Here is a 22,758-nt window from a genome sequence, read left to right as displayed (position 1 = left end):
ACCGTAACCTGCGGTAGTGCCGGCCGCTGGCCGGCAACCCCATCACCACATGGGTAGCGCCCGACCGTTGGTCGGGCGATGGCAGGGGCCGTGCGGACCAACGGTCCGCACCCGCCGTAACCTGCGGTAGTGCCGGCCGCTGGCCGGCAACCCCACCACGACCTCAGCGCAGGTAATCGCTCCGCGCCATCGCTTCACCCAGGTAATCCAGGAACGAGCTGATCCGCGCCGACACCGCCGTGTTGCGGTAATACACCGCGTGGATCGGCTGGTACACATCCAGCGTCTGCGTCGCCAGCACCGGCACCAACGTGCCGGCGGCGCGGTCGCGGTCGGTCACGAAGTCGGACAGGCAGGTGATGCCCACGCCTTCCACCGCCAGTCGGCGTAGTGTTTCGCCGCTGGACACCGCGATATCCGGACGCACCCGCAGCAGGCCATCGGCATCGCCCGGCAGCGGCCAGTGATTCAACGATTCCGGTTCGTTGAAGCTGAGCAGGGTGTGCTGGCCCAGCGCGGCGACGCTGGCCGGTTCGCCGTGTGCCGCCAGGTAGGCCGGACTGGCCACCAGCCGCAGCTGGCAGCGACCCAACGGCCGCGCATGCAGGGTGGAGTCGGCCAGCGGCCCGATCCGGATCGCCAGGTCGGTGCGCCGTTCCAGCAGGTCGATGTAGCGCTCGGAGCTGTTCAACTCCAGCTGCACCTCCGGGTAGCGCGCGCGGTACCCGGCCACCAGCGGCGCGATCACGTGCAGCACGAACGGCATCGCCGCATCCACGCGCAGGCGCCCGGCCGGGCGCTCGCGGCGGGCGGCCATCTGTTCCTCGGCGGACTCCACCGCATCGATGATCGCCCGTGCATGGCGCAGGTAGGCCTCGCCCTCTGCCGTCAGGTGCAGGCGGCGGGTAGTACGGGTCAACAGGGTGGTGCCGAGCTTGTCTTCCAGCCGCCCCAGCGCCCGGCTCACGCCCGACGGCGTCTGCCCCAGCTGTTCGGCGGCAGCACTGATCGACCCGCTGTCGATCACCGCGAGGAAGGCCTGCATTTCATCGAGAGTGGTTTTCATGCCGCCATTATTGACTGGGCGGCAATAGTGATTGGCGTGAAGACCGGTTTTTCGGCAAAGGTGCGCCGCGCACACTGCGCGCCTTCCTTCCCTCCGGAGCCGGCCATGATCCGTGGCATTCCCCTCGCCCTGCTGGCGCTGACCCTCGGTGCCTTCGCCATCGGCACCACCGAGTTCGTCATCGTCGGCCTGATTCCCACCATTGCCGCCGACCTGCAGGTCAGCCTGCCCTCGGCCGGCCTGCTGGTCTCTCTGTATGCCCTCGGCGTGGCCATCGGTGCGCCGGTGCTGACCGCGCTCACCGGCCGCGTACCGCGCAAGTCGCTGCTGGTGGCGCTGATGGTGCTGTTCACCCTGGGCAACGTCATCGCCTTCCTGGCGCCGGGCTACACCTCGCTGATCGTCGCCCGCATCCTCACCGGCCTCGCCCACGGTGTGTTCTTCTCGATCGGTTCGATCATCGCCACTGCGGTGGTGCCGAAGGAGAAGGCCGCCAGCGCGATCGCCATCATGTTCACCGGCCTCACCGTGGCGCTGGTGACCGGTGTGCCGCTGGGCACCTTCATCGGCCAGCACCTGGGCTGGCGCGCCACCTTCCTGGCGGTGGCCGCGCTGGGCATGATCGCCCTGCTCGGCGCGCTGCTGTTCGTGCCGCGCAGCGTGCCGCAGAGTGCGCCGGCCAGCTTCCGCCAGCAGCTGGCCGTACTCGCCCAACCCCGCCTGCTGCTGGTCTATGCGATGACCGCGCTGGGCTACGGCGGCACCTTCCTGGCCTTCACCTATCTGGCGCCGATCCTGCAGGACGTCACTGGTTTCTCGGCAAACGCAGTCAGCCTGGTGCTGCTGGTGTACGGCGTGTCGGTGGCGATCGGCAACCTGTGGGGCGGGCGCATGGCCGACCGCATGGGCCCGGTGCCCGCACTGAAGCGCATCTTCGCCCTGTTGGCCGTCGTGCTGTTCGTGCTCACCTTCACCGCCTACAACACCTGGCTGATGCTGCTGACGGTACTGGCACTGGGTGCGGTGGCGTTCGGCAACGTGCCCGGCCTGCAGGTGTATGTGGTCAAGCAGGCGCAGCGCTATGCGCCGCAGGCCACCGACGTCGCATCGGGGCTGAACATCGCCGCCTTCAACATCGGCATCGCGCTGGGCGCCTCGCTCGGCGGCCTGGTGGTGGAGAACATCGGCCTGATGCACACGCCGTGGCTGGGCGCGCTGGTGGTGGTGGGTGCGTATGCATTGACCGTGCTCAGCGGCCGCCTGGACCGCCGCGACGGCATCGATGACCGCGCCGATGGCATCGCCGTGGCCACGCATTGAGATAGGTCATGCCCTGCCGGTACGGTGGTGCAATGCACCGTTGCCGGCACGCATGCGGCCACTGGCCTACCCTTTGCTGGATATTCGCATCCCTCCCCTCTGCTGGAGCTCCCCATGACTGTCCCCGCCTTCGGTCTCGGCACCTTCCGCCTGAAAGACCAGACCGTGATCGACTCGGTGCGCAACGCGCTGGATGTCGGCTACCGCGCCATCGATACCGCGCAGATCTACGGCAATGAAGCCGAGGTCGGCCAGGCCATCGCCGATTCCGGCGTGCCGCGCGAAGAGATCTACCTGACCACCAAGGTCTGGATCACCGCGTTCAAGCGCGAAGCGCTGCTGGCCAGCCTGCGTACCAGTCTGGAAAAGCTGCGTACCGATCATGTGGACCTGACGCTGATCCACTGGCCGTCGCCGAACGACAAGGTCGACGTGCCGATGGAGGAGTACCTGCCGGCGCTGGCCGAGGCCAAGGCACAGGGCCTGACGAAGGCGATTGGCATCTCCAACTTCACCATCGCCCAGACCCGCAAGGCGATCGGCATCCTCGGTGCCGACGCCATCGCCACCAACCAGATCGAGATCCACCCGTACCTGCAGAACCGCCTGCTGGTGAAGTTCCTGCAGGACAACGGCATCCACGTCACTGCCTACATGAGCCTGGCCTATGGCGAGGTGATCAAGGACCCGGTGATCCAGGCCATTGCCGGCCGTCACCAGGCCACTCCGGCGCAGATCGCGCTGGCCTGGGCGCTGCAGCAGGGCTTCTCGGTGATCCCGTCGTCGACCAAGCGCGAGAACCTGTCGAGCAACCTGGAAGCGGCAGCGATCCGCCTGACCGACGAAGACATGGCGCAGATCGCCAAGCTGGATCGTGGCCATCGCCTGGCGAATCCGGAAGGGATTGCACCCGCCTGGGATTGATCCCGACCGCGGTTGCGGATCGGAATCGGTAGGTGCCGACCTTGGTCGGCACCTACCGGACGGTCAGCGCTCGGCAACACCGCGCAACATATCCAGGACGCTCTCGATGTCCAGTGGCTTGCACAGAAACCCAGCCGCGCCCAGCGCCTGCGCCCTGTCAATCACCTCTACCCGGGTGTCTGCGCTCATCACCAGAACGGGAGGCGCCGCAGGGTCCCTGACCAGCGCCTCCAGTACGTCCCACCCACTGCAACCTGGCATGTGCAGATCCAGCAGAACTACGTCGGGCGCCAGCGCCTTGATGACGGCCTGAGCATCGTGACCATCTTTCCGGAAGCTGAGGCGATGGCCTGCACACTGCAGCAGGTGCTGCACCACCCCGCGGTTGGTCTCCACGTCTTCGAACAGCAGGCAGTGCAGCGGACGAACCACCGCCGCGTGCAACTGGAAAAGCTCACCCAGGGAAGGAAGCGGCTCAGCCTCATCGGCCACGGCAGCAGCGAAGCACCACACGAATGAGGCGCCGCCGACATCGCTGCGGCCGACGCTGATCGTTCCGCCCATGGCATCGGAAATCAGCCGAACGATGTACAGCCCGAGCCCGACGCCCTGTTCGCAACGTGCTTCGCCCTGACTGACCTGCACGAAAGGCGAGAAAATCATGTCTCTCTGCGCTTCGTCGATGCCCGTCCCGGAGTCGCAGACCGAGATCCGCACCTGCCAGTCATCCACCGCTCGAACGGCGCCAACCGAGACCCTCGCCTCGCCCGCCATGGGACTGAACTTGATGGCATTGCAGAGAAGATTGGTCACCACCTGTTCGATGCGACCGCCATCTGCCAACAGCCATACGTCTGCTCTCCCCACATCCACCTGCAGTACCACGCCTTTGTCTGCAGCCGCAGGCATGCAGCTCGCCTGCGCCGCCTCGATGATGGAACGCAGCGAACAAGGATGTGGCCGCAGTTTCAGCTTGCCACCATCAATGCTGGCAACATCAAGTACATCATCAATGCGACGTCGGAGCGCCTGGGCCTGCCCTGCAACGGTGGCCAGTGCGTGTCGCTGGGCAGCACTTACCGTATTGACCTCCAGAAGCTGGATGCCGCTGATGATGGCATTGAGCGGCGTGCGAAGCTCATGACTCATGGTGCCGACGAATCGCCCCTGCGCCTCACGCGACGCAATGGCACGCAACGCGATTTCGCGCATCGCTGCCACCAGTGACGCCACGACCAGCGGCAACAGGATGGTCAGCGCCAGCGCATAGGCCAGATAGGCGGGCCGCGAGAACCAGTAGCCTTCGGGGGCTGCCCAAAGCAGCGCCACGGCCGTTACCGCGATTGCCGGCGCCATGGCCTTGCGTCCGTAAGCCACCGTCGCGGCGATGACGAGGAACGGCAGGATTGCATTGAGTGCCATCAACAGGATGAAGGCCGCGTGCACCTGGATGGCCACCATCGCCAGACTGAGCAGAAGGCCCGCCGCGTCGTACCACGTGTCGTGACGCGCCCTGCGAAGGTTTACAAAGAGTGCCCACGCTACAGATACCGCCAGAAGTACAACGGCGGCCGGCAGCACCCGCGCTGCCTCATCGGCCAGAACAGGCTGAGGGCCATCGATCCAAAGCCAGCACCACAGCACCGCAAGCGCCTGCAGCAGCACCCGGAACCCACTGGCGCGCGGCTCCTGGAAGCATGACAGCAGTAGAGCCAGACGATGCATTTCCAGCACGCGCGCAGCATGCAGCAGCGCTGCCGGGGACGACATTGGAGAGGGCGTGTACGGATCATGCATGTCAGCGCCCCCCGGTCAGTGATTGACCTGTCGTGCGTCCCAGAAGGCGCTTTGCCGAGATTGCCAGCGCGCAGCCGCGCAGCCGCACGCTGCCGATGGCTTCGCCGGAGCGGAGAGCATCAGCCAGATTTTCGCAGGCATCGGCAATCCTGCAGCTGCCCAAGGCCGAGGTCACACTTTTCAAGGCATGCATGCGCGAAAGCTCCTGTTCCAGGCAACCCGGGGATTCATTCTCCGCAGCGCTCATCCAGCGCGAAATCGCCTCGTCCAGGTCAACGACAAACGATGAGAACTGGTCTGGCGCGGTCGCTGCAATCAGGTTGAGCATCGATCGCTCCCCGAGCTCAGGTCCGTCTGCAGGATGTCGCCGCGGCTCTACGCCTTGCGTTGAGTTCAAGCGTCGCATTGCTTTCCTCTGCTTGTCGCATTCAACACCTGAAGAGATGCGTTTCCGCGTTCCGCGACACCCAAACAGAGGCCTGAAGCGACAACGTGCGGAGCGTACGGACTACTGCATCCGTTGATGGATCTGCAGGAACAGCTGCGGAAACATGCTACCCAGTAGATGCCCGCCTGCAACCGCGAGCAGGATGGCGCCCACGATGGCAACACATCTGACCGGGAGTGACATTCGCTTCAGATCCATGGCATCCAGCATGGAAGCAACGATCGCGTAACGCCATCGGATTCCTTTCAAATTTTCCTGAGGTTCGACATGCTCGCCCTGACACTCTTTCTGCTGCTCTCGTGTGCGGTTCTGGTTCGAAAGCGACACGTGCGTAGCGGCGCCCTGCTCGCCGTAGCGCCACTGGCCATCCTGGCGAGCGCGAGCGCGCCCATCACGCAACTGCTGCTGGACCTGGCACAGGACGCGCCGCCAAGCACTGCAACAGCGCACCATCCACGCACGGCGATTGTCGTGCTGGGCGCTGGCATCGATCAGGACGCTCACGGCTCCAGGCCCGGCCTGGCTGGCTATAGCCGGTTGATGGCCGCAACGCAGCGCTACCTCGCCTGCGAACGCACCGGCGAATCCTGCGTGGTGCTGGTCAGCGGTGGCGCTACTGCGCCAGACAATGCCGCAGAAGCCAACGTCTACGCGCGTGAACTGATTGCGCTGGGCGTGCCTGCGGAACACATCATCCGCGAGCACGCCAGCGTGAACACCTGGCAGAACGCCAGCAACAGCAGCCGAATGATCCAGCGCGACAGTGTCCGGGTAGTGCTGGTGACCTCTGGCCTGCACCTAAGGCGAAGTCTGATCTACTTCCGGCACTTCGGTGTCGTGGCCGAGGGCTTGCCCAGTGATCGCCTCCGCGCCTCGCCGGGGTGGCTTCCCTCTGCGTACAACCTGCTGCTGATCGAAGTGATGCTGCACGAGTACATCGGCGTCCTGCGCTACCACGTTTACAACGGCATGGGTTGGAACGAGGAATCCATCAAGCTGGACAGTGTCACGCCTGCAGCAACCACCCACGCATCGCCGCACTGACCTCGTCCGGCTTCTCCATCGGGGCAAGGTGCCCGCAATCGGGCACCACCACCAGCTGCGAGTGCGGCACCAGGGCATGCATTTCCTCGCTTACTGCCAGCGGCGTGATGCGATCGTTGGCCCCGCAGATGATCAACAGCGGATCGCGGTAGCCAGCCAGCACGTCATGGCCGTCAGGGCGTTCCAGCGCGCTCTGGCGCAGGAACACTTCCGCGCCCAGGCGGGCGGTCATGTCGCGCACGCGCTGCACCAGCACGTAGTCATCCAGCCGCGAGGCGTCGATGTAGCTGCGCATCAGCGCATCGCCGAAGCCGTGGAACTTCCCCGGCAGGCGCACACTGGCGCGTTGGCTGCGGCGTTGTTCGGCACGTTCCGGTGAATCGGCGTGGATCGAGGTATCGACCAGCGCCAGCTGCAACACGCGTTCCGGCGCGATGCGCAGAATCTGCTGGGCGACGAAACCGCCCAGCGAGAAACCGGCCAGCGCGAAGCGCTCCGGCGCCTGCGCCAGCACATCCTCGGCCACGGCGTGCAGGGTCTCACCACGGGTCTGGTCGCCTACGGTGCAATCGGCAATGTCGGCCAGATCGGCCAACTGCGCGCGCCACAGCTCGCCATCGTTGAGCAGGCCGGGCAGCAGCAACAGGGGGGTACGGTCGGTCATGGGGGTATTGTCGCGCCGGTGCGGTGACGGCGCCATGCTAGCGACCGCGCCAAGCGCGGCGACGTGCCGCCGGATGAGCCAGGCGCGCCGGACCCACGCCCGCTTCTGGATACCCTGTGGGACGCGAGTCAGACCGATGCCGCGACGCATTCCTCGGCGTCGGAAGCAGGCGCCGTCGACGCCCCACGCTGGGGCCGCACCTCCTGGACGATCCGCCCCTGCTCCATCACGAGCACGCGGTCGGCGCTGTTTATGGTCTCCGGCCTATGGGCCACGATCACCTTGGTCAGCTCCATACGCTGCACGGCTTCGTTGACCAAGCGCTCGCGCATGACATCAAGATGGCTGGTGGCCTCATCTAGAAACAGAATCCGTGGCCGGCGGTAGAGGGCGCGGGCCAGAATCACTCGCTGCTTCTGACCGCCTGAGAGCGAGTTGCCCATGTCGCCGATAAGACCGTGGTAACCCATCGCCATCCCCGCGATGTCATCGTGCACCGCGGCCATTCGAGCAGCTTCCTCAATGCGCTGTTCATCGAAGCCACTGTCGAAGCCGCTGATGTTGTCGGCAATGCTCCCGGCAAACAACTGGTCATCCTGCATCACCGCTCCGATCATGGAGCGGACGCCACGTGGACCGTGCTTCTGGATATCTATCCCGCCGATGCTTACGCTTCCTTCGCTGGGCTTGAGCAATCCGAGCAGCAGTTTCATCAGGGTCGACTTGCCGCAACCTGATGCGCCCACGATGGCCACTGCTTCACCCTGTTCAACACGAAAGGAACAGTTGCGGACGATCCAGGGCTCACCTTCGGCGTAACGGAAGGAGAGATTCTCGACCTCGATGGAGGACGAAATTGGTACCACTGTGTCGATCTGATCGAAATCCTGATCAGGTTCACTCAGAACGACATCCGCCAATCGCTCGCCATGCAGGCGAAGCATCCTGAACTCGATGGCCTTGTCGATCAGACCAGCCATTCGTAGTGCGAACTGGTCCTTGTACGCAAGATAGGCTACCAACATGCCAACCGAGAACACGTTGTTCATGGCCAGCACCGCGCCAATCCAGATGACAGCAATCCTCTCGACTCCGAATATCAGCTGACTGGTAACGGTGAAGCCGAGCGTCAGCTTCGAAAGCCTGACTTCTTCATTGACCGTGCCAACCATCAGGTTCTCGTAGGTCGCCCTCCGCATCGGCTCCTGGCCGGCAATCTTGATGCTCTGCATGCCGCGGATCGACTCGAGCAGATGCGATTGCTGCTTTGCACTGGCAACGAGCTGGCGCTCGGTACGATTGCGAACTGGCGCGTACGCGGTGGCGCGGACCAAGGTGTACAGCACCACCGCCGCCAGCGTCACCAACGCTAGCTTCCAGCTGTAGAGAACCATGACTCCTAGCGTGACGATCGCCATCAGGCCATCGATGAGCGCTTCGACGAAACTGGTCGTCAACGTCCTCTGGATGGATTGCACCGACGAGACCCGAGAGGTGATATCGCCCAGGTGTCGCTTCTCGAAGAAGTCCAACGGCAATCGCAGCAGATGCCCGATAACATTCCCCATCCATCTCAAGCCCAGAGTAGAGGAGAGATAGATGACAGACCAACCGCGCAACAGCCCGATAGCCACCTGCAACAGCATGGCAAGCCCGAAGCTTATTCCCAGTACCGTAAGGAGATCCCGATCTGCCGAAACCAGTGCCTGATCCACCACCCACTGGGTATAGAACGGGGCAAGGACCACGAAGATCTGGAGCGCGACCGAGAGAAGCAGGACTAACGCCAACGAGGGCCACAGGCCATTGATCTGTCCCGTCAGCTGCCGCAGTGAGATCGAATCCGGCCGGGCCTCCTTCTGGAACTCCGACGTGGGAGCCAGCTCAAGCGCCACACCGGTGAAATGCTCGGACACCTCCTCCAGCGCAAGCACCCGCTCACCGATGGCGGGATCAAGAATCCTGACGCCGCTGCGGCCCACCTTTGCCAGCACCACATAGTGGCTCAGATCCCAATGTAGAATACAAGGCAGTTTGAGTTCGGAAAGGTGCTCCATCTCAAGCCGCAAGGGCCGCGAAGACAGTCCCAACTGATGTGCAATGTGGATGAGCTGGGCCAGCTTGGCACCCTTGAGCGATAACGGATAGCGCCGGCGGATCTCGCTTAGACCGATCTTCTTCCCATGAAAGTCGGCGATCATCGCGATCGACGCCAGCCCACATTCCGTTGCCTCCGACTGCAGTATCGCTTTCATTCCGATGACAAGCCCAAGATCCCAGTCAATCTGAAACAGACGCCTCTGGTGCAAACCTCAGTACCAATGGCCACTACCGAACACGCCGCATGATCACCTTCGGCAGCGTGAATTTTTCCCGCACAAGGGTTCAATTCGACGTATGTTCTCTCTGAATTCGCTTGCGTCTTGCATCAACGAATCTGGCGATAGCGACCACAATCGCACCAACGCACAGAAGTGACCAGATCCGGCGGTCTGAAGATGCCGCGACCACGGCCAGGCAGCACACACAGATGGCGAACGTCTTTTCGTCGATACCCGGAAACTTCATGATCTGCTCTCCTCCTGCCAATTTTTCCGGAAGCCAGTGCTTCCAAACAGATTGCGCAGGGGTGCGCCAGCACCCCTGCGCCATGCCCATCACATCAGGTAGTGACCCACGATTGCACCGTGGATGCCACCGCTGACCGCGCCAGCGAATGCGCCCACCGGGCCCCCCACCAGGAACCCGACTCCCGCACCGGCGATCACGCCACCGACGAAGCCGTTCGAAGCACCTTCGCCTGCGCCGTCGACATTGGCAACTTCCGCATTATTGAGTTCACGCATGATAATTCCTCCTATATTGATATGATTGATTGAGTTTCAGAGAAGAAGGACTTACATCAGGTAAAGCGCAACGGCGATTCCCCCACCGATGAGCGCACCGGCAGCGGACCCGGCCGGGCCACCAGCGAGCGCACCTGCAAAGCCACCCGCACCTGCACCATTGATGAAGGCACCCATCGCACCTTCACCCTCAACTTCAAAAACTTCATCCATGGTCAGTTCACGCACAATCGATCTCCTGAAATTGGCACACGTCCAGTGTGCATGGGCTGGCTCGACCAGCAACACGCTGTCTCATCCAATGCTGCAGTCATTGTCCGAACACAGTTCCCTTGATTGAGTAGATCGGCTCAAGGACCCACTCAAAGAATGATCTCGTCTCACCCAGAACATCCGCATCCACGAGCATTCCGGGTTTGAGTGCCTCGGGCTTCCCGTATGCGCTTACCGTTTGCGCTGCAAGCGCGACGGTGATTCGGTACATCGGCTCTGTCGCGCTGCCATTCTGCGGGACGCCCAGTGTGCTTCGACTGATCCGCGAAACCCGCCCTTCATGATGTCCAAACTTCTGGTAGGGATATGCCTGGTATCTGAGCAGGACCTTGTCATCGGGTTCGATGAAACCCACCGCTCGGCTCGGAACCAGTAATTCCGCTTCCAGACGGCCATCCCCAGGCAGCACGCTCACGATCGGCTGACCGCTCTGCACGGCCTGGCCAGCCTTGATCTGCTGGGTGGCCACAATTCCAGAGACCGGCGCGACAATGGCCAAGCGCCCACGTGCGGTATTCTCCACGCGTTCCTGCTCAAGCAATGCCAGATCCTGCTGGAATGCCGCTTCTGCGGCCTCATTCTCTCCAGGCAGTTCATTGAGCGCCTGCGTGATCTGCTCGATCATCCTGCGCGTGGCGATGGACTGTCGCTGCAATGCCTGCATTTCGCCCTTCTGCGTGAGCGCTGCAGATTCCTGCTGCTTGATCTGGAGAACACTGACGTAACGATCATCCTCAAGGAGCCGGAGGCGTTCCAACGTTTCCTCTGCAATTCTGATCTGATCCCGCCTTGTCAGCACTTCCGTGTCAATCTGTGCAAGCTCTCGCTGTGCGTTGGAAAGTTGGCCACTCAATCCCTCACGCTGTGCGCTCAGGCGCATCCTTTTGGCAATCTGTGCGGCCTCAAGGCCGGACGTCCTGCGCTCGAAGCGGGATTCCATCGCGGCCAGCGTATCCCCATCGGTGGTAGTGGCCCGCGGGACAGTCAAGACCGCGATCACTTCGCCTGCTTCGACGTGCTCACCCTCGGAAACGCTGACTTCCGACATGAACCCATCAGCGGGCGCCATGACCTGCGCGATGCCATTAACTGGAACAAGCTGGCCACCCACATGCGAACGACGGGTATAGGTGCCAATTGAAAGCAGCAGCGCTACAGCAAGTGCGGTGACAGAAGCGGCGATCGCAAGAACCCAGAGTCTGATTGGCTGCGCGATGGAAATCGATCCCAACCAACCGGCACGTTTTCCTTGTAGAACTTCCTTGCGAAACAGATCTGTAGACACTCTTCGATAATCATTTAGCCCGCGTTCACCGAATGATAGCGACGTCTGTTCGCAGAGTTAAAGAGCGAAATGCGTCAGCGCTTATCCCATATGGTGACCTCGATTCGATAACCATTTCTTGAGAGACGCGCCAACTACTTGGTGGACTGGCATGCTCGGGCTGATCGCGCGCCGTCATGCAGGGCATAAGCCGTCGTCATAGTCCACGCTCAATCATTAGAACAACCGGCGCCAACGCGATCATCGGCATGCGCCACGACGCCACCGATGTGATGACCGGGCTGACCGAGGTGCTGTGCTATGGCACGGCTGTGGTGGTGGAACCGGTGCGATGAGATCGGTGCACCGCCGAGCGCGGATCACGCCACCGGCGGCACTTCGGGCACCTCGACCTGCTGCACCGGCAGGGTCACCATCATCACCGTCGGGTCGTCCGGGTCCAGCTTGGTCTTGAAGCCCAGGCTCTGGCACATCGCCAGCATGGTGCTGTTCTCGCGCAGTACCTGGCCTTCGACCACGTCCAGGCCCAGCCACTTGGCGTACTCGATCATGATCGCCATCAGCCGCCAGCCGATACCGTGGCCCTTCAGGTCCGAGCGGATCAGGATGCCGTACTCGCCGCGGTGGTAATCGGCATCGGCGTGCAGGCGCACCGCGCCAAGCATTTCGCCACTGCGCGGTTCGATCGCCACCAGTGCGATCGAGCGTGCGTAATCGAGCTGGGTCAGGCGCGCGATGAACTCGTGGCTGAAGTGCTTCACCGACTGGAAGAAGCGCAGGCGCAGGTCCTCGTCGCTGACGCGGGCGAAGAACGCACGGAACAGCGCGTCGTCCTCCGGCCGCACCGGACGCACGAAGGCCCGGCCGCCATCGGACAGTTCGATGGTGCGCTCCCACTCCTTCGGGTACGGGAACACCGAAAAACGCGGATGGCCACGGCCCTTGTGCAGGATGCGCGACGGCGCCACCGCCACGCGTGCGTCGAGGGCGAGGATGCCCTTGCCATCGACCAGCAGCGGATTGATGTCCAGCGTACGCACTTCGGGAATGTCGGCGGCCAGCTGCGCCAGCTTGACCAGCGCCAATGCCAGTGCGCGCTCGTCGGCGGCAGGCACATCGCCATAGGCCTTGAGGATGCGCGAGGCGCGGGTCTGGCCGATCAGCTCGTGGGCCAGGCGCAGGTCCAGCGGCGGCAGCGCCAACGCCTTGTCATTGATCACTTCAACCGCGGTACCGCCACGGCCGACCACGATCACCGGGCCGAACGTCGCGTCATCGGCAATGCCGACGATCAACTCGCGCGCCTTCGGGCGAACGATGGTCGGCTGCACCAGCAGGCCATCGATGCGCGCATCCGGCCGCAGCTGGCGTGCGCGCGACAGGATCGCGTTGGCCGCGCTCTGCACCGACGGCAGGGTGGACAGGTTCAGGCGCACACCGTCCACTTCCGACTTGTGCGGAATGTCCGGCGACAGGATCTTCAGCGCCACGCTGGCGCCACGCTCCAGCAACGGCTGCGCCAGGTCCATTGCCTCGTGCGCATCGCGCGCGTGCATCACCGGCGCGGAGGGAATGCCGTAGGCCTTGAGCAGTTCGTGGGTGGCCAACGGGTCCAGCCATTGCTGGCCGTTGGCCAATGCCGCATCGACCAGCGCGCGTGCGGCCGCCGCGTCGACACTGAAGTCCTGCGGCAGGCTGGGTGGTGTTTCCATCAGGGCGTTCTGCGCTTCGCGGTAACGCACCAGATGCTGGAAGCCGCGCACCGCTTCGGCCTCGGTCGGATAGGTCGGCACCCGTGCCGCGTTGAGCGTGGCGGTGGCCTGGTCATCGTTGCCCAGCCACACCGCGAATACCGGCTTGTCGCGGTGATGGCGCGGGCGCAGTCCGAGCGTGCGGGTAAGCGCCTGTGCGGCGTCTGCGGATGAAGTGAATGCGGTCGGCACGTTGACCACCATCACCGCATCATTCTCGTTGTCAGCCAGCAGCGCCTCGATGGCGGCGGCATAGCGGTCACCATCGGCGTCGACCACGATGTCGACCGGGTTGCTGCGCGACCAGCCCTGCGGCAGCACGGCGTCGAGTTTCTCGACCGTGCTGTCGGACAGGTTGGCCAGCGTGCCACGCAGTGCAATGAGCTGGTCCACGGCCAGGCGGCCGACACCGCCACCATTGCTGAGAATGGCCAGGCGACGACCGGGGAAGGTCCCCAACCGGCCCAGCGATTCGGCGGCCGTGAACAGTTCGTCCAGCGCGCCCACGCGCAGCAGGCCGGCGCGGTTGAATGCGGCGCCATACACGTCGTCGGCGCGGGCCAGGGCCTGCACATGGGTATCGCGGCTGCCCGGCTGCACGCGCTCGGCGCGACCGGACTTCACCACCACCACCGGCTTGGCGCGGGCGGCGGCACGCGCGGCCGACATGAACTTGCGCGCATCCTTGATCTGCTCGACATAAAGCAGGATGGCGCGGGTGCGGTAGTCGGTGGCGAAGTAGTCGAGCAGGTCACCGAAGTCGACGTCCATCGTATCGCCCAGCGAGACCACCGCGGAAAAACCGACCGAGCGGGCCACGCCCCACTCCACCAGCGCGGCGGCAATGGCCGAGGATTCGGAGATCAACGCAAGATCACCGGCCTGCGGGAAGTGCGCGGCGATGCTGGCATTGAGCCGCGCGTGCGGTGCAATCACACCTAGGCAGTGTGGGCCGAGGATGCGCAGGCCATGCTTGCGCGCCACCGCCTCCACCTGCGCCGACAGCGAGCCCGGGCCTTCCCCCAGGTGCGCGGTGAGGATGATTGCGGCCTGCACGCCGCGTTCGGCAGCGGTGCGCACCACCTGCGGCACGATCGACGCCGGCGCGGTGATCACCACCAGATCCGGCACCCAGTCCAGGTCCTTCAGCCGCTTCACGGTGCGGATGCCATCGATTTCGGCATGCCGCGGGTTGATCCACGCCACCTTGCCGGGGAAGCCGGTGCCGCGCAGGTTGCGCATCACCGCACGTCCGGCCGAGCGCTGACGCGGGCTGCCGCCGATCACTGCGACCGACTGCGGACGGAACACGGACTGCAGGTGGTAGGTACTCATGCGCCTACGGTAACCAAATTCCATGACGATGGGGTCAGATCCCTTTCCCCAGGAAAGGGATCTGACCCTTGCGTGACCCTTGCGTGCCGACCAAGGTCGGCAACTACCGGAGCACGCTGCTTCAGGGGTCCGAGCCCTTCGCTGCGCGAAGGGATCCGACCCAGTAAACGACCCCGGCCTACAACAGCGTGCCGTGCAGGATCATCGCGGCGATGCTGAAATAGATCACCAGTCCGGTCACGTCCACCAGCGTGGCCACGAACGGGGCCGAGGCACTGGCCGGGTCGAAGCCGAGCCGCTTCAGGATGAACGGCAGCATCGATCCGGACAGCGAGCCGAACGTGACGATGCCGACCAGCGCGGCGCCGATGGTGATCGCCAGCAGGATCCAGTGCTCGCCGTAGTCATGCAGGCCACCCAGCTGCCAGATGACGATGCGCACGATGGCCAGGCAGCCGAGGATCGCGCCCAGCACCATGCCGGTGGGCACTTCGCGCAGGGCCACCTTCCACCAGTCGCGCAGGCGCAGTTCGCGCAGCGCCAGGCTGCGGATCAGCAGCGAGGTGGCCTGTGAACCGGAGTTGCCGCCCGAACTCATGATGAGCGGAATGAACAGGGTCAGCACCACCGCGCGCGCCAGTTCGTCCTCATAGTGCTGCATCGCGCTGGCGGTCAGCATCTCGCCCAGGAACAGCACGCTCAGCCAGCCGGCGCGCTTGCGCAGCATCTCGAAGAAGCCGATCTGCATGTACGGCTTGTCCAGTGCTTCCATGCCGCCGAACTTGTGCGCGTCCTCGGTGGATTCCTCGATCAGCGCATCCAGTACGTCATCGACAGTGACGATGCCGAGCATCTGCTGCTGCGCATCGACCACCGGGATCGCCAGCAGGTCGTGGCGACGGATCAGCCGTGCCACTTCTTCCTGGTCCATCAGTGCGTCCACCGTCACCGGTGGATTGACCTGGGCCACGTCCAGGATCGACTCCTCCGGCAGGCCGGTGATCAGCCGGCGCATGGTCACCACCTGCTGCAGCTGCTGGCTGGCCGGGTCCAGCACGTAGATCGCGTACACCGTTTCACGGGTGCGCTCGACCTGGCGGATGTGCTGCAGGGTCTGCGCCACGGTCCAGCTGGCGGGTACCGCCACGTACTCGGTGGTCATCAGCGCACCGGCGGTGTTCGGCGGGTAGCTGAGCAGCTTCTGGATGGCCTGGCGGGCGTCGGTGCCCAGCAGCGGGATCAACCGGGCGCGTTCTTCCTCATCCAGCTCATGGACGATGTCGGTGGCGCGGTCGTCGGCCATCAAGCCGAGCAGGGCGGCCGCGCGCGCCGGCGGCAGCGCAGCCACCAGTTCGCCACTGCGGTGCAGTTCCGGTGCTTCCAGCATTTTCACTGCACGCGGCAACGGCAGCGCAGCCAGCGTTTCCGCGGCGCGGGCCAGTTCCAGCGTGTTGAGGAATTCCACCGCATCGGCGGTGTTGAAGTTCGCCAGCGGCGCGGCCAGTGCGGCGGCATCGGCCACCGGGCGCAGCAATTGCTTCTGGTTCATCGGGTTTGCCTTGTGGGGGTGCGACCTCGCGCAACGCCAACGCAGGCAAACCGTCCCGATGTCAGGCGGTGGCCATCGCTGGCGTCGAACGAGGTCGACTTCTACTGTCGCTGGACATGGGTTGGGGACTCCGGGATGCGTGTGCCGACGGACGCGCCGCCAGCGGCGGGCAGTCTGGACCCGTGGACCATGCAGGTCAACCCGGTCCCGCCGCGGCAGCACCCTGCCCGCAGGTTGTTCTCGTGCGTACACAGGCCGGCGCGCATAATGGCGCGGTGGTGTTCGCCACGCTTTTCCCAACCCGAACGGACGCACAGCGGCTCCCCCGATGACCAGGTATTCCCATGCATAGCGGTGGTCTGGAACTGGCGCTGGTGCTGCTGCTGGCGGCAGTCATCGCCGTGCCGGTGTTCAAGAAGTTCGGCTTCGGCGCGGTGCTGGGCTACCTGGCGGCCGGCGTGGTGCTGGGCCCGGACGGGCTGGGCTTCGTGCAGGACGCCGACCGCATCCTCGGCGCCGCCGAGATCGGCGTGGTGATGCTACTGTTCGTGATCGGCCTGGAACTGTCGCCGGCACGCCTGAAGGTGATGCGGCGCTCGGTGTTCGGTGCCGGTGCGGCGCAGGTGGCGCTGTCCGGGCTGGTGCTGGGCGGCCTGCTGCTGCTCGACCACTTCCAGTGGAAGAGCGCGCTGGTGGTAGGCGTGGCGCTGGCGCTGTCATCGACGGCGGTGGGCCTGCAGCTGCTGTCCGAGCACAAGGCGATCAACAGCGACCACGGCCGGTTGGGCTTTGCCATCCTGCTGTTCCAGGACCTGATCGCGATCCCGCTGCTGGCGGCCATCCCGCTGCTGGGCGGGGTCAAGAACGAGACCCTGCGCTGGGAAGATGCGGCCGTGGCGCTGGGTGCGCTGGCGGTGGTGATCCTGTGCGGACGACCGGTGCTGCGCAAGGTGTTCAGCATCATTGCGCGCACCCGCAGCCCGGAAGTATTCACTGCCACCGCCCTGCTGGTGGTGCTGGGCACCGCCTGGTTCATGCAGGAAGCCGGCCTCAGCCCCAGCCTCGGCGCGTTCCTGGCCGGCGTGCTGCTGTCCGATTCGGAGTTCCGGCATGAGCTGGAAGCGCAGATCGAGCCGTTCAAGGGGCTGCTGCTGGGCCTGTTCTTCATCGCGGTGGGCATGGGCATCGACCTGGACCGCATCGCCGCCGAGCCGTGGCTGATCGCCGCAGGTGTCGGCATCCTGCTGGTGGTCAAGTTCAGCCTGCTCTACGCGGTTGGACGTGTCGCCCGGCTCAGCTCGCGGCAATCGCTGCTGCTGGGCAGCGTGCTGTGGCTGGGCGGCGAGTTCGCCTTCGTGGTGTTCAACGAGGCACAGCGCGCGCACCTGCTGGGCAACGCCAACCACGACCGGCTGGTGGCGATCGTCGGCCTGTCGATGGCGATCACGCCGCTGTTGATGATCGCGCTGCTGAAACTGCTCGGCCAGGAGAAAGCCACTCCGCGCGAGCCGGCCGAGGCCGACAAGGTGGCGCCGGACAACCGGCCCAAGGTGCTGATCGCCGGCATGGGCCGCTTCGGCCAGGTGATCGCGCGCCTGCTGACCGCGCAGAAGGTGCCGTTCGTGGCGCTGGAGGCGAACCCGGATACCGTGGCCGACCTGCGCCGATTCGGCAACCAGCTGTATTACGGCGACCCGACCCGGCCGGAGATGCTGCGCGCGGCCGGGGGCGAGCACATCGATGTGTTCGTGATCACCGTGGATGACCCGGAAACCAACCTGCGCGCGGTGCGCATGGTGCGCCGGCTGTACCCGGACGCGACGGTGCTGGCGCGTGCACGCAACCGCCAGCATGCGTGGCGGTTGATGGACATGTCGGCCGAGCCGTTCCGCGAAGTGTTCGGCACCAGCCTGGAGATGAGCGGCCGCGTGCTGACCGCGTTGGGCGTGGCACCGGACGTGGCCGAGCGCCACGTGCAGCGCTTCCGCGAGCACGATGAGCAGCTGCTGCGCGACCAGTACCTGGTGTACGACGACGAGGCGGCGGTGATCCAGACCTCGCGCGACGCACGCAACGACCTGATGCATCTGTTCGAGGCCGACGCGGAAAGCGACGGCAAGTAGGCGTGCCGACCAACGGTCGGCACCCACCCGATCAATGGCGGACCCGGTAGTGCCGGCCGCTGGCCGGCAATCCCGTCATCCCGGAGATGTCATGAGGTAGCCGGCCAGCGGCCGGCACTACCCTTTTCCGGTGCTCAACCGTTGTCGCGCAGGAACCGCGCCATCGACGAGACACCCGGCACGCGCGGTTCGAACTCGCCGGCCACGTCGATGAAGCCACGCATCACCGCGATCTCGCGCGGGCTGCGGTTGAGGCTGTCGCGCGCCTCCGGATCGGCACCAGCGCGCAGCAGGCGCTGCACCAGCAGCGGCAGGCCGTGCAGGGCCGCGAGGTGCAGCGGTCCGAAGCCGCGCGGATCACGCACCTCAAGGCTCACGTCTTCGTCCAACAGGCGTTCCACCGCAGCCATCACCACCTGTTCGTCGCAGGCGGTGCCGGGCTCGGCGCGTGCACCCAGCAGCAGCAGCAGCGGCGTGACCGCACCGGCCGCGGCCTGGTCCGGTTCGGCACCGGCCAGCAGCAGGGTGTCGAGCAGGGCGAGCAGGCGCGAGCGGTCGCGGGCACTGAAGCCATACAGCGCGGCACAGTGCAGTGGGCCCAGCTGCTGGGCGTCACCGGCGTGCACGTCGGCACCGGCGGTGAGCAGGCGCGCAACGATGTCCGGCAGGCCCAGCGCGGACGCCAGCATCAGCACGGTCACGCCGCCCGGCAGGCGGTGTTCCAGCTTGGCGCCAGCGTCGAGCAGGGCCGAGACGATGTCCACCTGGCGCATGCTGACCGCCGCCGACAGCGGCGTGGCACCACTGGCCGCTGCGTGCTGCGGATCGGCGCCACGCGCCAGCAACAGGTCGGTCACCGCCAGATGGCCACCACCGGCGGCGCGCAGCAGCGCGGTGCAGCCCTGCGCATCAACCGCATCGACGGCGAAGCCCAGATCGATCAGGCGGCGTACCGCGTCGACGTCACCGGCCATTGCGGCGGCCGGCAGATCGGACTCGCGCAGGGTGCGGCGCGGCAACGGCCACACCCGCCAGTCCAGCCAGTCGGCCAGGTCGCGGCGACCAATCGACAGCGCCACGCCCAGCGGCGTCTGGCCATCGGCGGCGCGTGCTTCCGGCGAGGCACCGTGCTGCACCAGCAGCTTCAGCGCGCCTTCGCGGGCCAATGCGGTGGCCAGATGCAATGCGGTCATGCCATGGCTGTCGCGCGCTTCACGATCGACGCCCGCCTTCAGCAGCGCCTGCTGCAGGCGCAGCCAGCCCAGGCGCACCGCCAGCGACAACGGCGGATCACCGGCCGGCGAAGCCGCGAACGGATCGGCGCCACGCTCCAGCAATTCCAGCGCCAGCTGTTCCAGGCCACGGGCGGCCTGGTCGTGCTGCGCACAGGCCGCCAGGAAGCGCGCCAGGCCACCGCGTCCGGCCGGCGACAAGCCACGCTGCAACATCACCTGCAACGCCGGCACCGCATCAATGCCGCGCGACAGCAACGCGAACATCGGCGTATCGGAACAGGCGTCGCGCACGTAGGGATCGGCGCCGTGGCCCAGCAGCCAATCCACCGCGCGCGGCTCCAGCGCCAGCTCGGGGTCGAGCAGCAGGCCGCCCAGTTCTTCCGGCTGGCACAGCTTGGCCAGCGCGGCCATGCCTTCGGTGTTGCCGAAGCCCAGCGCTTCGCGCAGCAGGGTCAGCGGCGGGCGGTCCGGCAGCAGGCCGCTGGCACTGGCGGCTTCGCCACGCTCGGCCAGGCCGTCACTGACCGCGGCCGGCAACGGATAGGACGGATCCAGCAGGGCGACAATCGCCCAGCGCCCGGCTTCGGCAGCGTAGTCCACTGCACGACGACCGACCGGATCGGTCGCGTCGGCGGCAATGCCCAGCTCCACCAGGCGCTTGACCAGCAACGGCGAGACATCCTCTGCCATCACCGCCAGCTGCACTGCGTTGCGCCCTTCGCCGTCGACGGCAACCAGGTCCGGCTTGTGCGGCAGCAAGTGTTCGACCACCGCGGCACGCCCGGCACGGGCGGCTTCCAGCCAGGGCGTACGCCCCAGTGCATCGCGTGCTTCCAGGTTGGCACCGGCGGCCAGCAGCACGCCGATGATTTCAACGTGGCCGGCCAGCGCCGCCTCGTGCAGCGCGCTGCGGCGCTGGCGATCACGCGCGTCGGCACGCGCCTTGTGCTTGAGCAGCAGCTGCACGCCAGCCGGATCGTCGTCTTCGGTGGCGGCGGCGGCCAGCAGCACCGGGGTGCCCTCTGCCGGTTCGCTGCGCGCACCGCGTTCGAGCAGGAAGCGGGCCAGGCGCCAGTTGCCGACCTGGCAGGCCACGGCCAGCGGCGACCAGCCCTCGTTGTTCAACGCATCGACTTCGGCGGCGGCATCGCGCAGCAGCGCGGCCACGCCCGGGTCGGAACTGCGCGCGGCATGGTGCAGCGGGGTGTTGCCATCGCTGTCGGTGGCACGCGAATCGGCACCGTTGGCGAGCAGGGTCATCACGGCTTCGGGGCGGCCATGCCAGCTGTCGCGGGTGGCGGCCAGCAGCGGGGTCATGCCCCGGTGCGGCGCGTTCACGTCAACGCCGCGGGCAATCAGTTCGCGCAGCAGGCGCAGGTCCGGCAACACCGCCGCCAGCACCGCCAGGCTGCGCTGGTCGCGCCAGTTCGGGTCGGGCAGCGCATACGGATCGGCGCCGGCCTGCAGCAGCTGCAGGCCGCGGTCGATGCGGCCGTGGCGGGCGGCTTCATACAGGGCCGGGGTCAGCTCCTGCGGTGCCATCGCCTCCAGCGGCGCGGTCTCGGCCGCGGCAGCGAACATCGGTTCGTGTTCTGCGCCGGACGTCGCCATCGGGCTGGGTCGCAACGACACCAGCGGCGCCGGCGCGACCCGCTGCAGCAGCAGGTGCAGCACGGGAGACACCACCACCACGGCCAGCGCAGCGGGCCAGCGCGCGCTCTCCGGCAGCAGTCCCGGCCAGGCCGGCAGCACCACCAGCGCGGCCAGCGCGATCACCAGCGCCGCCACGCCGAGACCGCGCCAGGCGGTCAGGTCGCGACCGGCCAGCGCCTGCCAATGATGGGCCAGGCGGCCATCAAGCCGTTCGACATCGTTCCACAACGGCCAGGTGCGCCAGGCAGCGAGCAGGCCGGCACTGACCAGCACGCTCAGTCCCAGCACCGCCGCAAGGCTGCCGCTGTCACGCAGCGCCGCCAGCGGCCAGGCCAGCAGCAGCGCCAGCAGCAGCGGTGCGGCCGCCCACAGTGCCAGCAGCGCCGGCAGGTCCTGGCGTGCAACCACCTTCAGCGGCAGCAGCGCACGGCTGCGCCGCCACCACGATACGCCCAGCGCGAACGCCGGTTGCGCCAGGGCGGCGAGGATGGCACCGGCAACGCCGCCCACGGCAGCACCCAGTGCCAGCAAGGCGCCCACGGCGAAGGCGATCGACAGGGCGCGCGGACGGGAGACGTCAGTCATAGTGGCGCGGCATCAGGCTGGCCACCGACGGCGGCACCTGCAGGTAGAACCCGCGCTCGCTCATGTCACTGCGAACCTTGTCCGGGTCGGCCTGGGCCAGGCGACGCTGGGCATCCAGGGCCACGTCCAGGACGAAGGTGAGCGCACCCAGCGAGGTGAGCAGCGGCGCAGGCAGCGCGCTGAAATCATCGCGTCGGGGAACGTAGACGTAGGTGTCAGGCTTGAGTTGGCTTTTATAGACGTAGGCGTGCATGTCCGCGGGACGATAACCCGGGAAGAGCCATGATTGTGTCGGAAAGCCGACACCGGGGAAAGCCGTCGGCCGACGATGGCGGCGTGATCGACGGCGTTTCCCCGACGGGGTTCAGCAATGTGGCGGCGGCGTTCAGGCAACGCCGCTGCCCTGCGGTCGCTTACTTGACCTTGGCGTAGGTGCCCTTCAGCGCCACGCCAGCGAGGATCGTACCGGCATAGCATTCGTAGTTGGTGCTGCTCTTGAACTCGTTCTTCTTGTAGTAGCTGACGATGTCGACCACCGCGTTGGCACCGCGCGACTTGGCGCCGTCCTGCAGCGCGCGCAGCGCCGACAGCGCGACCCAGCGGCAGGCCTCGGCATCACTCTTGTTGGCGGCGTTGGTCTTCTTGTTGGTCACGTCCTCGCCCAGGCGCTGCTGCACGCTGACCGGCTGGCCGGCCAGGTAGAAGCGCACGCTGCCGTCGATGCCGGCGTCCCGGGCGGCCTGCGAGGTGATCAGCTCCTGCAGGGACTGCTCAACGCGGGTGTCGCGGGCGGAGGCGGTGGAGGTCAGGGCCAGCAGTGCAGTGGCCGTGGCGATCATCAGGGTGCGGCGCATCGGAAC

At 65.9% G+C, this 22,758-nt stretch carries 17 protein-coding genes and 1 pseudogene; 5 read left to right on the top strand and 13 right to left on the bottom strand.

What is annotated here, in order from left to right:
• Positions 1-163: 163 nt before the first annotated feature.
• Positions 164-1,066 (bottom strand): LysR family transcriptional regulator, encoded by a 903-nt coding sequence (locus tag AC5P6X_RS17995; RefSeq protein WP_005411584.1) that lies wholly within the window; start codon positions 1,064-1,066, stop codon positions 164-166.
• 27 nt (positions 1,067-1,093) lie between these two features.
• Between AC5P6X_RS17995 and AC5P6X_RS17990 the strand changes: the two genes are divergently transcribed.
• Positions 1,094-2,386, top strand: coding sequence for an MFS transporter (locus tag AC5P6X_RS17990; RefSeq protein ID WP_495215553.1), 1,293 nt, complete (start codon positions 1,094-1,096; stop codon positions 2,384-2,386).
• 114 nt (positions 2,387-2,500) lie between these two features.
• The gene (gene dkgB / locus AC5P6X_RS17985) at positions 2,501-3,310 is read left to right on the top strand and encodes a 2,5-didehydrogluconate reductase DkgB (protein WP_099497352.1); all 810 of its coding nucleotides are present in this window, start codon (positions 2,501-2,503) and stop codon (positions 3,308-3,310) included.
• A 63-nt stretch (positions 3,311-3,373) separates the two neighbouring features.
• Here the strand turns inward: dkgB and AC5P6X_RS17980 are convergent, their stop codons facing one another.
• The gene (locus AC5P6X_RS17980) at positions 3,374-5,035 is read right to left on the bottom strand and encodes a hybrid sensor histidine kinase/response regulator (protein WP_253682458.1); all 1,662 of its coding nucleotides are present in this window, start codon (positions 5,033-5,035) and stop codon (positions 3,374-3,376) included.
• A 73-nt stretch (positions 5,036-5,108) separates the two neighbouring features.
• The gene (locus tag AC5P6X_RS17975; RefSeq protein ID WP_099527226.1) at positions 5,109-5,435 is read right to left on the bottom strand and encodes a hypothetical protein; all 327 of its coding nucleotides are present in this window, start codon (positions 5,433-5,435) and stop codon (positions 5,109-5,111) included.
• 387 nt (positions 5,436-5,822) lie between these two features.
• Here AC5P6X_RS17975 and AC5P6X_RS17970 point away from each other — a divergent pair, with 387 nt between their 5' ends.
• Positions 5,823-6,599, top strand: a complete 777-nt coding sequence (locus AC5P6X_RS17970) for a YdcF family protein (protein WP_012481587.1) — start codon at positions 5,823-5,825, stop codon at positions 6,597-6,599.
• Here the strand turns inward: AC5P6X_RS17970 and AC5P6X_RS17965 are convergent.
• The 5 genes from AC5P6X_RS17965 to AC5P6X_RS17945 form a co-directional block, all read right to left on the bottom strand.
• The gene (locus AC5P6X_RS17965; RefSeq protein WP_099473848.1) at positions 6,562-7,263 is read right to left on the bottom strand and encodes an alpha/beta fold hydrolase; all 702 of its coding nucleotides are present in this window, start codon (positions 7,261-7,263) and stop codon (positions 6,562-6,564) included. The two genes, AC5P6X_RS17970 and AC5P6X_RS17965, sit on opposite strands and share 38 nt — an antisense overlap.
• A gap of 128 nt (positions 7,264-7,391) precedes the next feature.
• Positions 7,392-9,518 carry a peptidase domain-containing ABC transporter gene (locus AC5P6X_RS17960; protein WP_099473920.1) on the bottom strand — a complete coding sequence of 709 codons (2,127 nt, stop codon included), beginning with the start codon at positions 9,516-9,518 and terminating at the stop codon, positions 7,392-7,394.
• Between the two features lie 402 nt (positions 9,519-9,920).
• Entirely contained in the window at positions 9,921-10,109 is a 189-nt protein-coding gene (locus tag AC5P6X_RS17955) for a Blp family class II bacteriocin (protein ID WP_099473850.1), read from the bottom strand.
• A gap of 51 nt (positions 10,110-10,160) precedes the next feature.
• Positions 10,161-10,337: a hypothetical protein gene (locus AC5P6X_RS17950; RefSeq protein ID WP_165931253.1), complete on the bottom strand. Its 177-nt coding sequence runs from the start codon at positions 10,335-10,337 to the stop codon at positions 10,161-10,163.
• Positions 10,338-10,419: 82 nt separating this feature from the next.
• Complete coding sequence (locus AC5P6X_RS17945; RefSeq protein ID WP_108270096.1) at positions 10,420-11,667, bottom strand: HlyD family secretion protein; 1,248 nt, start codon at positions 11,665-11,667, stop codon at positions 10,420-10,422.
• Positions 11,668-11,885: 218 nt separating this feature from the next.
• On the opposite strand from AC5P6X_RS17945, the pseudogene AC5P6X_RS17940 reads away from it, so the two are divergent.
• Positions 11,886-12,002, top strand: a pseudogene (locus tag AC5P6X_RS17940) (heavy metal-binding domain-containing protein); the annotation flags it as partial.
• Between the two features lie 24 nt (positions 12,003-12,026).
• On the opposite strand, the gene AC5P6X_RS17935 reads toward AC5P6X_RS17940, so the two are convergent.
• Together AC5P6X_RS17935 and mgtE are read right to left on the bottom strand one after the other, a co-directional pair.
• Positions 12,027-14,753, bottom strand: a complete 2,727-nt coding sequence (locus AC5P6X_RS17935) for a bifunctional acetate--CoA ligase family protein/GNAT family N-acetyltransferase (protein ID WP_329762712.1) — start codon at positions 14,751-14,753, stop codon at positions 12,027-12,029.
• A gap of 178 nt (positions 14,754-14,931) precedes the next feature.
• Entirely contained in the window at positions 14,932-16,302 is a 1,371-nt protein-coding gene (mgtE, locus tag AC5P6X_RS17930; protein WP_099561899.1) for a magnesium transporter, read from the bottom strand.
• 344 nt (positions 16,303-16,646) lie between these two features.
• Here mgtE and AC5P6X_RS17925 point away from each other — a divergent pair, with 344 nt between their 5' ends.
• Positions 16,647-18,425 (top strand): monovalent cation:proton antiporter-2 (CPA2) family protein, encoded by a 1,779-nt coding sequence (locus AC5P6X_RS17925; RefSeq protein ID WP_005411591.1) that lies wholly within the window; start codon positions 16,647-16,649, stop codon positions 18,423-18,425.
• Positions 18,426-18,559: 134 nt separating this feature from the next.
• On the opposite strand, the gene AC5P6X_RS17920 is transcribed toward AC5P6X_RS17925, so the two are convergent.
• The 3 genes from AC5P6X_RS17920 to AC5P6X_RS17910 form a co-directional block, all read right to left on the bottom strand.
• On the bottom strand, positions 18,560-21,898 hold the full coding sequence (locus AC5P6X_RS17920) for an ankyrin repeat domain-containing protein (RefSeq protein WP_108270097.1): 3,339 nt from the start codon (positions 21,896-21,898) through the stop codon (positions 18,560-18,562).
• Entirely contained in the window at positions 21,891-22,151 is a 261-nt protein-coding gene (locus AC5P6X_RS17915) for a YcgL domain-containing protein (protein ID WP_005411593.1), read from the bottom strand. Before AC5P6X_RS17915 ends, AC5P6X_RS17920 begins: the two co-directional genes overlap by 8 nt.
• A gap of 160 nt (positions 22,152-22,311) precedes the next feature.
• Positions 22,312-22,752 (bottom strand): hypothetical protein, encoded by a 441-nt coding sequence (locus AC5P6X_RS17910; RefSeq protein ID WP_043034448.1) that lies wholly within the window; start codon positions 22,750-22,752, stop codon positions 22,312-22,314.
• Positions 22,753-22,758 lie beyond the last annotated feature (6 nt).

This window comes from Stenotrophomonas sp. YJH_SMC_40 (assembly GCF_059368615.1).
Note: the sequence above shows the minus strand (reverse complement) of the source record. Positions and strands in the feature narration are given on the sequence as shown.